13 protein-coding genes are annotated in these 13,820 nt (G+C 43.3%); 12 read left to right on the top strand and 1 reads right to left on the bottom strand.

The features are described 5' to 3' along the window. Positions 1-265 precede the first annotated feature (265 nt). From prfA to lolE, 9 genes are all read left to right on the top strand, one after another. A complete protein-coding gene (prfA, locus tag DY200_RS10610; RefSeq protein ID WP_005602997.1) occupies positions 266-1,348 on the top strand; it encodes a peptide chain release factor 1 in 1,083 nt (360 codons plus the stop codon). A 62-nt stretch (positions 1,349-1,410) separates the two neighbouring features. After that, positions 1,411-1,938, top strand: coding sequence for a glycoside hydrolase family 43 C-terminal domain-containing protein (locus DY200_RS10605; RefSeq protein ID WP_115587950.1), 528 nt, complete (start codon positions 1,411-1,413; stop codon positions 1,936-1,938). Position 1,939: 1 nt separating this feature from the next. Further along, positions 1,940-2,812 (top strand): peptide chain release factor N(5)-glutamine methyltransferase, encoded by an 873-nt coding sequence (gene prmC, locus DY200_RS10600; protein WP_115587949.1) that lies wholly within the window; start codon positions 1,940-1,942, stop codon positions 2,810-2,812. Further along, positions 2,813-3,679, top strand: a complete 867-nt coding sequence (locus tag DY200_RS10595) for a SirB1 family protein (protein WP_115587948.1) — start codon at positions 2,813-2,815, stop codon at positions 3,677-3,679. A 50-nt stretch (positions 3,680-3,729) separates the two neighbouring features. After that, on the top strand, positions 3,730-4,584 hold the full coding sequence (gene kdsA, locus DY200_RS10590; RefSeq protein ID WP_005595560.1) for a 3-deoxy-8-phosphooctulonate synthase: 855 nt from the start codon (positions 3,730-3,732) through the stop codon (positions 4,582-4,584). Between the two features lie 55 nt (positions 4,585-4,639). Beyond that, positions 4,640-5,590, top strand: coding sequence for a 2-hydroxyacid dehydrogenase (locus DY200_RS10585; protein WP_115587947.1), 951 nt, complete (start codon positions 4,640-4,642; stop codon positions 5,588-5,590). 124 nt (positions 5,591-5,714) lie between these two features. Next, the gene (locus DY200_RS10580) at positions 5,715-6,887 is read left to right on the top strand and encodes a lipoprotein-releasing ABC transporter permease subunit (RefSeq protein ID WP_115587946.1); all 1,173 of its coding nucleotides are present in this window, start codon (positions 5,715-5,717) and stop codon (positions 6,885-6,887) included. A 209-nt stretch (positions 6,888-7,096) separates the two neighbouring features. Then, positions 7,097-7,777, top strand: a complete 681-nt coding sequence (gene lolD / locus DY200_RS10575; protein WP_115588004.1) for a lipoprotein-releasing ABC transporter ATP-binding protein LolD — start codon at positions 7,097-7,099, stop codon at positions 7,775-7,777. Continuing rightward, complete coding sequence (lolE, locus tag DY200_RS10570) at positions 7,777-9,027, top strand: lipoprotein-releasing ABC transporter permease subunit LolE (protein WP_115587945.1); 1,251 nt, start codon at positions 7,777-7,779, stop codon at positions 9,025-9,027. Before lolD ends, lolE begins: the two co-directional genes overlap by 1 nt. A 67-nt stretch (positions 9,028-9,094) precedes the next feature. Here the strand turns inward: lolE and nirK are convergent, their stop codons facing one another. Further along, positions 9,095-10,174, bottom strand: a complete 1,080-nt coding sequence (gene nirK, locus DY200_RS10565) for a copper-containing nitrite reductase (protein ID WP_115587944.1) — start codon at positions 10,172-10,174, stop codon at positions 9,095-9,097. Positions 10,175-10,304: 130 nt separating this feature from the next. Here nirK and DY200_RS10560 point away from each other — a divergent pair, with 130 nt between their 5' ends. The 3 genes from DY200_RS10560 (at position 10,305) to DY200_RS10550 (ending at position 13,806) form a co-directional block, all read left to right on the top strand. Then, positions 10,305-11,228, top strand: a complete 924-nt coding sequence (locus DY200_RS10560; protein ID WP_115587943.1) for a fructokinase — start codon at positions 10,305-10,307, stop codon at positions 11,226-11,228. A 51-nt stretch (positions 11,229-11,279) separates the two neighbouring features. Then, positions 11,280-12,716 carry a glycoside hydrolase family 32 protein gene (locus tag DY200_RS10555; RefSeq protein WP_115587942.1) on the top strand — a complete coding sequence of 479 codons (1,437 nt, stop codon included), beginning with the start codon at positions 11,280-11,282 and terminating at the stop codon, positions 12,714-12,716. A gap of 70 nt (positions 12,717-12,786) precedes the next feature. Continuing rightward, positions 12,787-13,806, top strand: a complete 1,020-nt coding sequence (locus DY200_RS10550) for a LacI family DNA-binding transcriptional regulator (RefSeq protein WP_115587941.1) — start codon at positions 12,787-12,789, stop codon at positions 13,804-13,806. The last annotated feature ends 14 nt before the right edge of the window (positions 13,807-13,820 follow it).

Genomic DNA, 13,820 nt, shown 5'->3' with positions numbered 1-13,820 from the left:
GGAATAAAATGAGTGAAAAAGATTGGTTATAATACCTGAAAATCCTGTGGAAATCTTGTAAATTTTTGTGAAAAATTTACCGCTTGTGCGATTGACAGATCCGAAAATTTTAGCTAGGAAATCGGTCATCAATTTTATGTTTAAAAAATTACTTATTTTTAACGAAATTCAACCGCTTATTATTATTTTTACTGCGAGCATTTTTCCGCATTTTCAGCTATAATCCCAATATTTTTCACTCAATTAAACAGATATAAATCGAACAATGAAAGACTCTATTATTAACAAATTAGAAAGCCTGAGCGAACGTCATGAGGAATTACAAGCCTTATTAGGTGATCCGTCCGTGATTAACGATCAAGACAAATTCCGTGCTTATTCAAAAGAATATTCGCAACTTGAAGAAGTAGTGACGACTTTCAACCGTTGGAAAAAATTAAACAGCGATATCGAAGAAGCGCAAATTCTGCTTGATGATCCGGATATGAAAGAGATGGCGGCGGAAGAAATTGCGGAAAATAAAGCCGAAATCGAAAATCTGGAGCAACACTTACAAATTCTGTTACTGCCGAAAGATCCGAATGACGAATACAACGCATTCTTAGAGATTCGTGCCGGTACGGGTGGTGACGAAGCGGGTATTTTCGCCGGCGATTTATACCGTATGTACAGCCGTTATTGCGAAAGCAAACGCTGGAGAATCGAAGAAATGTCCGCCAATGAAAGCGAACAAGGCGGATATAAAGAAATTATCGTTAAAATCAGCGGCGAAGGCGTGTACGGTCAGCTTAAATTCGAATCGGGCGGTCACCGTGTACAACGTGTACCGAAAACCGAATCACAAGGCCGTATCCACACCTCTGCGTGTACCGTTGCAGTCATGCCGGAATTACCGGAATCGGAAATGCCGGAAATTAACCCAACGGATTTACGTATCGATACTTATCGCTCGTCGGGTGCCGGCGGTCAGCACGTTAATACCACCGACTCTGCGGTACGAATCACCCATATTCCGACCGGTATCGTAGTAGAGTGCCAAGACGAACGTTCACAACACAAAAACAAAGCGAAAGCACTTGCGGTGTTAGCTTCTCGTATCGTGCAAGTTGAACAAGAACGCCAAGCGGCGGAACAAGCGGATACCCGCCGTAACTTACTGGGTTCGGGCGACCGTTCGGATAAGATCCGTACTTATAACTACCCGCAAGGTCGCGTTACCGATCACCGTATCAACCTTACGGTTTACCGCTTAGACGAAGTGATGAACGGTAAAATTGACGAATTAATTCAACCGATTATTACTGAATACCAAGCGGATCAATTAGCCGCGCTTTCAGAGCAGGCTTAAGCGTGATGAGGGCGCAACCGCCCTCTTCTTTTTAGTTAAATTACTTTTATTTTGGAAAGCATATGAAAAAAATTATTTTAGCGGCAACAGTCAGCTTACTTGCGGCTTGTTCTTATAACAACTCAACTTCTACCGTTAATGAGCCTATGAGCGCAAAAAGTTTTATCGGTAACTGGGAATGTCGTATGGACGGCGGCAACATTGCAACCAGTAACAATGTTACATTAAGCAAAGACGGCAAAGCGACTTATTTAGGCAAAGTGATGTTACCGAACGATAAACCGTTATTCCAATATGATGTGAAACGTACCGGTAGTTGGTCTTACGATAACAAACAACTGACCTATAAGTTTATCGACGGCACTATTACTCGAGCGCATAGTGCGGAAATCCAACAAGCATTAAAAACGGATAAAAAGCTCAATACTACCGAGCAAAAATACTACGAAGCAATTAACAACCAATTAGCAAAAGCGGAACAAAAACCGTTAAATATCGAAGTAAGCAATTTTGCGCCGAATGCGTTTAGCATTAAACAAAATATCGGCGGTACGGCTCGTACCGGACTTTGTGTTCGTCCGAACAAATAATATGAACTATACCCAATGGCTTGATCAGGCAATAGCGGCACTTAATGCCAATATTGCCCAAGATCCTTATCTGAATCCTAAAACCGATGCCAATCTACTTTTGCAAGCGGTCACAAAACGCACAAAATCTGCCATTTTTGCGTTTGGCGAAACTGCGCTGCATCAGACGGAATTAGCGGAACTTGCGCAATTATTGGCTCGCCGTTTGCAGGGCGAGCCGATGGCGTATATTTTAGGCGAAAAGGAATTTTGGTCGTTGCCGTTGAAAGTTTCGCCGCATACGTTAATTCCTCGTCCGGACACGGAACGTTTGGTTGAAGTCGCGTTGGATTGGGTTTACAAGCGGTTGGAAAGCCAACAAACGTTGCAAATTTTGGATCTAGGCACCGGTACCGGAGCTATCGCCTTAGCACTTGCTTCAGAATTGGGCGATAAAGCGCAAATTATCGGCGTGGATTTTAAGCTGGAGGCGGTTACGCTTGCCGAAACCAATCGTCAAAATTTAGGCTTTGAAAACGTTCGATTTTTACAAAGCGATTGGTTTTCCGCTCTTGAAAATCAGCAATTTGATCTTATTGTTAGCAATCCGCCCTACATTGATCAACAAGATGAGAATCTTCAATACGGCGATGTACGTTTTGAACCGCTCTCCGCTCTTGTTGCCGAGCAGGACGGCTTAAGCGATTTGCAAAAAATTATCGAAAACGCACCGCTTCACTTAAGCGATAACGGCGCATTAATATTGGAACACGGTTGGCAACAAGCTCAAGCGGTGCAACAAATTTTCAAACACTATCAATGGGATGAGATTGAATCATTCCAAGATTACGGCGGTAATGACCGCTTAACTAAAGCAGTAAGAAAGGCAAAATAAATGGACGATGTGATTGAAGAATTATTAAAAGAATTAGATCTGCCGAAAGTTGAAATCAGCCCGAAAGAATTACAAAAATATTTGTACCGTGAAATGGTACGCTTAACATTACTGGTGGATGATTCCTTAACCGAACCTCAGGTATTCGGTTTAATGTCGGCTTTAGTGAAAAAAGCTCGCTATCAAGTGAATGCCGAATCCGATGCGGACAGAATCCGACAATTGCTTACTTTAGTTTATCAGGAATGGGGATTTAACTGCCATTATCAGCAATATTTCCATACGGATAATCTGTTACTCAATAAAGTGATTCGCACGCATTCAGGTATGCCGGTTTCGGTTGGAGCAATCGTGCTTTATTTAGCGGCTTCGCTCGATTTACCTATTTATCCGGTTAATTTCCCGACTCAGTTAATTCTGCGTGCCGAGATGAAAGATGAGAAAGGTAAAACCACCGTACGTTTTATTAATCCGTGGGATGGCAGTTTTATGCCGTTGGAATTGCTCGGTAAATGGCTTGAAGGTGAAATCGGCTACGGTACGGAGCTTACTCCCGAATTACTCCGCCGAGCAAAACCGTCCGAATTATTAGAACGAGTGGAAACCGTGTTTAAAATGGCTCTCACTCGTGAAGGTAAATACGAAGAAACCTTACGCTTAATCGAATATCGCTTAGTATTCAGCCCGGAAGATCCGTATGAAATCCGTGATCGCGGTATGGTGCTGGCAAGTATGGATTGCTTCCAAGCTGCTTATGAAGATCTCAGCTATTTTATCGATCAATGTCCGGAAGATCCTTCTGCAGTCATGCTCAAACTCGAAATAAAAGGTTTAGAGCAAAAAAGTAAAGAAAGTCGATTACATTAATTTTTAACCTTTAACTTACTTAAAATCCTTTTGGATTAAGGAAATAGAACATGAACAACAAAATCGTAAAAGTCGGCAATATCGAAGTGGCGAATGATAAGCCGTTTACTTTATTCGGCGGCATGAACGTATTAGAAAGCCGCGATATGGCAATGCGTGTCTGTGAACAATACGTAGAAGTTACTAATAAACTTGGTGTGCCTTATGTATTTAAAGCTTCGTTCGATAAGGCGAATCGCTCGTCAATTCATTCTTACCGTGGACCGGGTATGGAAGAAGGTTTAAAAATCTTCCAAGAATTAAAAGATACTTTCGGTGTAAATATCATTACCGACGTACACGAAATTTATCAATGCAAACCGGTTGCAGAAGTGGTAGATATTATCCAGTTACCGGCGTTCTTAGCTCGCCAAACGGATTTAGTCGAAGCAATGGCACGTACCGGTGCGGTAATCAACGTGAAAAAACCACAATTTTTAAGCCCGGGTCAAATGGGCAATATTGTGGAAAAAATTGCGGAATGCGGTAACGAAAACGTGATCCTTTGCGACCGTGGGACTAACTTCGGCTACGATAATTTAGTAGTGGATATGCTCGGCTTTAACATTATGAAAAAAGTATCGAAAGGCTGTCCGGTCATTTTTGACGTGACTCATTCATTACAATGCCGTGACCCGTTCGGTGCAGCATCCGGCGGTCGCCGTGATCAAGTAACCGAATTGGCTCGTAGCGGTATGGCGATCGGTTTAGCCGGTTTATTCCTTGAAGCGCATCCGGATCCGAATAATGCAAAATGTGACGGTCCGTCAGCCTTACCGTTATCAAAATTAGAAGCATTCGTTAGCCAAATGAAAGCGATCGATGATTTAGTGAAATCATTCGAAGAAATCGATACGTCAAATTAATGCAATTACCACGAGGAGTCATTACTTCTCGTGGTAAAAATTTAAGGAGCCTCCTATGACTGTGCTTAATATCGTTTTTTTAGATAAAACCGGCGTGCCTACCCACGAAATCCCTCGCCCTTCATTTCCTCATACTTGGACTGAATACGACAGTACCGATGCTTCACAAACCTTTGAGCGTGCTAAAGATGCGGATATTATCGTCACCAGCAAAGTATTACTCGGCAGAAAATTACTGGCTCAATTACCGAAACTTAAATTAATTGCGATTACCGCCACCGGTACCAATAATGTTGATTTAGTCGCAGCGAAAGAGCTGGGTATTGCAGTAAAAAACGTAACCGGCTATTCCACCACAACGGTGCCGGAACACGTTTTAGGTATGATTTTTGCGTTAAAGCACAGCTTAATCGGTTATCATCGTGATCAAATCACCTCGGATCGTTGGGCGACTTGCGGACAATTCTGCTATGTCGATCATCCGGTAACCGATATTCGCGGCTCAACCTTAGGTATTTTCGGCAAAGGCAACACCGGTTCGGAGGTGGCTCGCTTAGCACAAGCGGTCGGAATGAAAGTCATTTTTGCAGAACACAAAGGTGCAACTGAAATTCGCGAAGGTTATACCGCTTTTGAAGAAGTGTTTAAGCAAGCGGATGTTATTTCATTACATTGCCCGCTCACCGATTCAACTCAAAACCTGATTAACGCCGAAACCTTGGCATTAATGAAACCGACCGCTTATTTAATCAATACCGGCAGAGGCCCGTTAGTGGATGAAGCAGCATTATTAGCGGCTTTAGAACAGGGCAAGATTGCCGGTGCGGCGCTGGACGTATTAGTCAAAGAACCGCCGGAAAAAGACAATCCGTTAATGCAGGCGGCAAAACGTTTACCGAACTTATTAATTACCCCGCACGTTGCGTGGGCAAGCAATTCGGCGGTTACCACTTTAGTGAATAAAGTGACGCAGAATATGGAAGAATTTGTACTCAACGGAAAATAATTTTCTACGAAATAGCCTCATTTCCAAAAGACACAAGCGGTTTAAAGTTAGCGAAAATTTGCAAAAAATTCGGTAAATTTGACCGCTTGCTTTTGTATTGGAGTAATGTAACTCAAGATAAATTATGAATTTAACAACTCTTTTTATTGCCTTTCGTTATTGGCGTTCCAAAAGTGCCGACCGGTTCGGGCGTTTGGTGACCAACTTAGCAAGTTTCGGGATCGTACTTGGCGTAATGGCATTAGTGATCGTGCTGTCGGTCATGAACGGCTTGGAGAATATGCAAAAGCGCAATTTGCTTTCAACACTTCCGCACGCCATTGTATTACCACAAGAAGGACATTTCGATAAAAATCAATCACTTAGCTTACCGTCATTTGCCAGTAAAAGTGTGGCGATTAATAAGGCGAATGTGATTATTCAAAGCCAACAAGGAATCAACGCCGGTCAGTTACTTGGTGTTGAAAATGAAAGTGACGATCCAATGTTGATTGGCGAAGATGTCAAAACACTCTTACCACAAGGTGAATTTAACGTATTGATCGGTTCGCGCCTTGCAAATAAGTTGAATATCGGTACTGGCGAAAAGATCCGCTTGATGATTACCGAAAACAGTCAATATACGCCGATGGGGCGTGTGCCGGTTCAGCGTTTATTTAACGTAGTCGGCGTTTATCACAGCAACAATGAAGCAAGCGAATATACCCTTTTCGCCAACCTTGCCGATGTTGGGCGTTTACTGCGGATAACCGAAGACCAAGTGCAAGGTATGCGGTTATATTTGCAAGATCCGTTCCAAGTTACCGAACTTAGCCAACATTTCGCTGCAAATAACTACCAAATTAGTGACTGGCGAGAACAAAAAGGTGAATTTTTCCAAGCGGTTCGTATGGAAAAAAATATGATGGGTTTATTGATCAGCCTGATCATTATCGTTGCCATTTCCAATATCGTGACCTCACTCAGTCTGATGGTGGTGGATAAACAAGGTGAAATCGCCATCTTACAAACCCAAGGTTTAACTAAACGACAAGTAACGCAAATTTTTATTTTCCAAGGTGCGATTGTCGGCGTAATCGGTTCGATTTTGGGTGGCATTATCGGTACGATTATCACGCTCAATTTGGATGAGATTGTGGCGTTACTCAATCCGAATATTCATCTGCCGACACTGATTTCGCCAATGCAGGTGGCAACCATTATCGTGACTTCGATTGTGTTGTCATTGGTTTGTACCCTTTATCCGGCATACCGAGCGGCAAAAATTGAGCCGGCTCAGGCATTGAGATACGAATAGTTTTAACCACGGAATACTCGGATAACACGGAAAATAAAATGCAATAATTTCTATGTATTCCGTGTATTCTGAGGTTTACAAGAGAAACCTCGGATTGGGATATAAATATTCTTAACCACGGAATACTCGGATAGTACGGAAAAAATTTCTGTGTATTCAGTGTGTTCCGTGGTTCTAAATATTTCCACTTAAATGAAGATAAAAACAATATGACCGAATTATTACGCTGTGAAAATATCAGCAAATTTTATGATGAGGGCAACCAAAAGGTGCAAGTCCTCAAAGACGTTTCATTTTCGATGAATAGCGGTGAATTGGTGGCAATTGTCGGCTCATCCGGTTCAGGCAAAAGTACCCTATTACATACGCTTGGCGGTTTGGATCAACCGAGTTCCGGCGAAGTTTGGATCAAACAACAATCGCTACAAAAATTAAGTGCGAATAAACTGGCGCAACTACGTAACCAAAATCTCGGTTTCGTTTACCAATTCCATCACTTAATGGCGGATTTTACTGCGCTTGAAAACGTGATGATGCCAATGCTAATCGGTAATCAAAATAAAAGCGAAGCACGCGATCGTGCCGAAAAAATGCTACAAGCGGTCGGATTATCGCACCGAATTACTCATCGTCCGTCAGCGCTTTCCGGTGGCGAACGCCAACGTGTCGCGATTGCCCGTGCGTTAGTTAATAATCCGGCGCTCGTATTAGCTGATGAACCGACCGGTAACCTCGACCAAAAAACTACAGAAAGTATTTTTGATCTGATCAAACAACTGAATACCGAACAAAATATTGCGTTTTTATTGGTCACTCACGACTTAAATCTGGCAAATAAATTAGCTCGCCGCTTTGTAATGCGAGACGGTGTATTAAGTGAGGCAGATTAATGAATACCCCTTTTTTTATTAGCTGGCGTTATCAACGAGGCAAACAAAAAAATCGGTTGGTCTCCTTAATCTCGCTGTTTTCCAGTATTGGGATTGCGCTTGGTGTCGCTGTATTAATTATCGGCTTAAGTGCGATGAATGGCTTCGAGCGAGAGTTAAATCAGCGAGTGCTTTCCGTTGTTCCGCACGCTGAACTGTATTCCTACAACGGTAATGAAAACGCCCCGATACAAGCGGGTAAAAAACTGGAAAATCTTGCAAATAGTAATCCGAATGTGACCGCTTCTTCGCCCTTCGTTAGCTTTACCGGCTTGATTGAAAACGGTACGCAACTAAAAATCGCCCAAGTTCGAGGTGTTGATCCGGTTAAGCAAGATAAAGTCAGTTCGCTTAGCCATTATATTCCGAGTGAGCAATGGCAAGCGTTCCATCAACAAGGCGGCTTGATTCTTGGTGCCGGCATTGCTAAAGATTTGGAAGTCGTCACTGGCGATGAAGTCACGCTGTTATTACCGCAGCCGACTGAAGACGGCAAATTGGCTCAACCGTTACGTTTCAGCTTACTGGTAACCGGCGTACTAAAACTGGAAGGGCAACTCGACCATAGCTATGCGTTATTACCGATTGAAAAAGCCCAAGAGTTATTGGAATATCAACCGAACGAATATTCGGGCATAGAGTTGGCACTAAAAGCGCCGTTTAAAGTACAAGAACTGCGAATGCCGGAACTTGCCAACTTTAATCAGCCATTGTATCTCAATACTTGGATTGAAAAATTCGGTTATATGTATAACGATATTCAGCTGGTGCGTACCGTGATGTATATCGCAATGGTATTAGTGATCGGTGTGGCGTGTTTTAATATTATTTCTACGCTGATTATGGCGGTAAAAGACAAACAAGGTGATATTGCGATTATGCGTACACTCGGTGCGAATAATGGTTTTATCAAACGTATTTTTCTATGGTACGGTTTATTGTCCGGTATGAAAGGGGCGTTGGCTGGGATTATACTCGGTGTGATACTTTCGCTGAATTTAACCGCAATCATTAAAGCGATTGAAGGATTTTTCGGCATCAAATTGTTATCCGACGGCGTTTACTTCGTAGATTTCCTACCGAGCGAACTGCACTGGCAAGATGTCGCTTATGTGTTAATCGCCACCATTGTATTAAGCCTGTTTGCCAGCCTTTATCCTGCAACTCGGGCGGCAAAATTAGAACCGGCGAAAGTGTTAAGCGGTCATTAATCTCCGGCTATTTTCAAACGCAGATAAAAAACTCAGCTAAAAAGCTGAGTTTTTTATTTAACTGTTATTAATGCACGTAACCCGCATCAATATCCGCATCCGGATTGACTTTATCGTATTGCTGTTCTTTGGTTTTACCGGTATAAAGTTCCGGATTTTCCGGTCCTTCGACAATCAGCTTACCTTTCGCCCCTTTATCGGTTCTAAAAATACTGTGATCAATAAAGGTATATTCGCCCGGTACTTTCATTTCCATTTCAACCACGGTAACACCACCCGCCGGAATCAGCGTGGTTTGTACGTGGTGATTTTTAAGCGAACCGCCTTCAACATAGACCGTATCAAAGGGTTTACCGATCAAATGGAAAGAGGAAATTTTATTCGGACCGGCATTGCCGACAAATAGACGGATTTTCTCGCCGACTTTCGCTTTTAAAGCGTTTTTACCCGTAGTCGAACCGACTTTACCGTTAAACACCACATAATCGGGTAATTCATAACTAGCTTTGCCCATATCGAAAATTTTAATTTCCGGATTGGTACCGTCTTTCACATAAAATTCGTTTTGCATTAAATAGAATTCTTTATCGACTTTCGGTAACCCTTCTTTAGGTTCGACCAACATTAAACCGAACATACCTTTTCCTAAATGTACCGAGACCGGATCAGCACCGCAATGATATAAATATAACCCCGGCGACATCGCTCGAAAGGCAAAGGTCGTTTGCTTACCGATTTCGGTTAAACTGGCTTTCGCCCCGCCGTCCGGTGCGGCGGCGGAGTGGAAATCCACCGCATGCGCCATTTTGCCGTTTGCCGGATTAGAAAGTTGCAACTCCACCATATCCCCTTCTCGCACTCGAATAAAAGGCGCCGGTGTCGAGCCGTTGAACGTCCAATATTTAAACTTCACGCCTTTATCGATTTCCATTACCTTTTCCAAGGTTTCCAGCTTGACCACCACTTTTGCCGGCGTATCGCGCTCTAACGGCTTAGGCACATTCGGCGCAACGGTTAATTCCGCTTCCACCGTCGGTAAATTCGCCGCCGGAATTAAATCAAGATTTTCGACTTTCATCTGCTCCGCCATCAAAGGAGCGGCGGCAAAAAACGAAGTAAAACAAAGTGCGATTAGAGACTTTTTCATCGGTAATTCCTCGTGTATGAAACCTTTATTTGAATTATAATGGCTAAATGGCTTGAAATAGCTTTTGCAAAACTAAACCGTTTTAGCTAAGATAAATTAACTATTTTTGACTAGATAAGAGAACACGATTATGGGCAAAATTTGGGTAACCGGCGATGCCGTAGTAGATTTAATTCCGGACGGCGAAAATCACTATTTGAAATGTGCGGGCGGTGCGCCGGCAAACGTTGCGGTCGGCGTCTCGCGTCTGGGCGTTGAAGCCGGCTTTATCGGTCGCGTCGGTTTGGATCCGCTCGGCAAATTTATGCAGCAAACGCTTAATGCGGAAAAGGTTTCGACCGAACATATGATCCTCGATCCGAAACAACGCACCTCAACCGTGATCGTCGGTTTAGACGACGGTGAGCGCAGCTTTACCTTTATGGTAAACCCGAGTGCGGATCAATTCCTTGAAGTAGGCGATTTACCGACTTTCCAAAAAGGCGATTTCCTACACTGCTGCTCTATCGCATTGATTAACGATCCTTCACGTTCAACCACAATTGAAGCGATTCGCCGTGTAAAAGAAGCGGGCGGTTTCTTCTCATTTGACCCGAATTTACGCGAATCGCTTTGGGCAAGTCTTGAAGAAATGAAACAAGTGGTCAATAGCGTAGTGGCAATGGCGGACGTGCTTAAATTCTCTGAAGAAGAATTAACCCTTTTAACCGATACTGAAACGCTTGAACAAGCGACGAAAGCGATTACCGCTCAATATCTGGAAAAATTAATCATTATCACTTTAGGTAAAGACGGGGCGATTTATCACTTAAACGGTCACAGCCAAACGGTTGCCGGTAAAGCGTTAAAACCGGTTGATACCACCGGTGCCGGCGATGCGTTCGTCAGCGGCTTACTTGCCGGTTTATCACAAGTTGCGGATTGGAAAGACGAAAGCGTATTAGTGGATGTTATTCGTAAAGCGAATGCTTCCGGCGCATTAGCGACAACCGCAAAAGGTGCAATGTCGGCATTACCGAATAAAGCCGAGCTAGAAGCGTTTTTAGCGCAATAATCACAACAAGCGGTGAAATTTCACCGCTTTTTTGTCACTTAGGATTTTACTATGCAGATTTTCAATAACGGCAAATACAAAAGCCTGCACGCGGCGCAACAGGGCGAATTAGATACGATCCGCCAAAGCGTGCTTTCCGATAAAGATTTCTATCCGACCTACCACTTGGCACCGCAAACCGGTTTATTTAACGATCCGAACGGCTTAATTTTTGACGGTGAGAAATACCATATCTTTGCGCAATGGTTCCCTTATGACGCCATGCACGGTATGAAACATTGGGAGCATTTTATTAGCCGAGATTTACAAACTTTTGAAAAATCCGACCGCTTGATCCCGGATGAAATGTTCGAATCACACGGTTGCTATTCGGGCGGTGCGATTCTGTGGCAAGACAAAATCGTGGCGTTTTACACCGGCAATACTCGCCGTGCGAGCGATAACCAACGTGTTCCGCACCAAAATATTGCGATTTTTGATAAGTCGGGCAAATTATTGAAAAAACGTTGCATTATCGATCAAGCGCCTGCCGGCTATAGCGAGCACGTTCGAGATCCTAAACCCTTTGTGACTGCAGAAGGTAAAATTCGCTTTGTGCTTGGCGCACAACGTGAGAACCTAACCGGAACTTGCTTAGTATATGAAATGGACGATCTCGACAGTACGCCTCGTTTAATTGCCGAATTGACGGTAAAAGACTTTGATAACGATAATGTGTTTATGTGGGAATGTCCGGATCTGTTCCGACTTGACGGTAAAGATGTGTTTGTTTGGTCGCCGCAGGGTAAATTGCGCGAAGCGCATCAGTTCCAAAACAACTATCACGCTACCTATGCGTTGGGTAAATTAGAGGGTAACAGCTTAACTGCCGAACATATCGAAGAGCTGGACTACGGTTTTGATTTCTATGCGCCGCAATCGGTACAAAATACGGATCGTATCGTATTCGGTTGGGTCGGCTTGCCGGATTTAACTTATCCGACTGATAAATACAAATGGCATTCAACCTTAAGCCTGCCGCGTCAAACGAAAGTGCAAAACGGTAAAATTCAGCAAACGCCGATCGTTCAACTCGCCGCAAAACAAGCGGTCGAAATTGAGCAAAAAATTGCAATCGACAATCTGGATACCGCTTATTTGCAAATTTCCGTCGAAAATCAACCGCTTGCATTAAACTTCTTTAGCAATGATAAAGGGCAAACATTAGGCTTACGTTATGAGCACGGTTTATTAACGCTGGATCGCAGTGCAACCGAGCAAACCGAGCTAATGGAAAAATTCGGAAGCCTTCGTCATTGTGAAGTTGAGAAACTCGATAAATTAGAGATTTTTTTCGACCGCTCTATCGTGGAAATTTTCATCAACGGCGGAGAAAAAGTGATGACATCGCGATTCTTTATTGCAAATCGAATCAATCTGTTAGAAACTTCTCGTCCGCTGACTGTTCAGATTGCTCAAGTGCAGCCGATTCAAATTCAAGATAAATAATAACAATAGGCGCAAGCAAAACTTGCGCCCTTTCGCTTCAAAATTAGAAGCCACCTTTGAGGAGAACATTGTGGAATCCAAAGCTAAAAAACGCCTGACGCTTAGCGATATAGCGGCACTTAGCGGCGTGTCGAAAACGACGGCAAGTATGATTCTCAACGGTAGAAGCGATGATTTTCGCATCAAACCCGAAACGCGCCAAAAAGTACAAGCGATCGCCGAACAATACGGCTATCGTGCCAATATCTATGCCAAAGCGTTACAAGCGCAGCGTTCTAACGTTATCGGCTTAGTGATTCCCGATCTCACCAACTACGGTTTCGCTTTAACCGCTCGCAATCTTGAAAAACTGTGCCGAGAAAACGGTTTACAGCTTGTGATCGCTTGTTCCGACGATAATCCTCAGCAAGAAAAACTGGTGATTGATCGTTTGCTTGATCGCCAAGTGGATTTGCTGATTACCGCCCCGACGCATCAAGACCCGAATTATTATCAAAAAATCATCAAGCACACGCCGGTGTTACATATCGACCGCCATATTCCGAATTTGGAATTGAATTATATCGTCAGCGACGATACGCCAAGCGTGGCGAAATTGGTGGAAAACATCGTACGGGCTTACCAGCCGAAAGAATTTTTCTATTTAGGCGGACAACTTTCGCTTTCGCCGAGTACCTCGCGCTTAAAAGGTTTTTACGAAGGTTTGGAACAATCGCATTTAGCAGTACAAAGCGATTGGATTTTACATAAAGATTACCAACCGGAATCGGGCTATGCAATGTTTGCCGAAGTGGTTGAGCGTTTAGGACGTTTACCGGAAGCGGTGTTTACCGCTTCTTATACCATTTTGGAAGGCGTATTGCGCTATTTAACCGAACATAAACAAATGGCGAAATTGATGAATCAGGAGCTGCATTTAGCCACCTTTGACGATCATCATTTGCTTGATGCGCTACCGTTTCATATTCATTCAATCGCACAAGATCACGATCAAATCGCTTTAAGCGCTTTCCGCCTGATGCGGGAAAAACTGCAACGCAAAACGATTAACAGTACAAAAGTGGATTGCGAAATTATTTGGCGACATTAATATCAAAAATACTC

It is taken from the genome of Actinobacillus lignieresii, from assembly GCF_900444945.1.
GTDB classification, from domain to species: domain Bacteria; phylum Pseudomonadota; class Gammaproteobacteria; order Enterobacterales; family Pasteurellaceae; genus Actinobacillus; species Actinobacillus lignieresii.
This window is presented reverse-complemented; position numbering and strand designations above follow the sequence as displayed.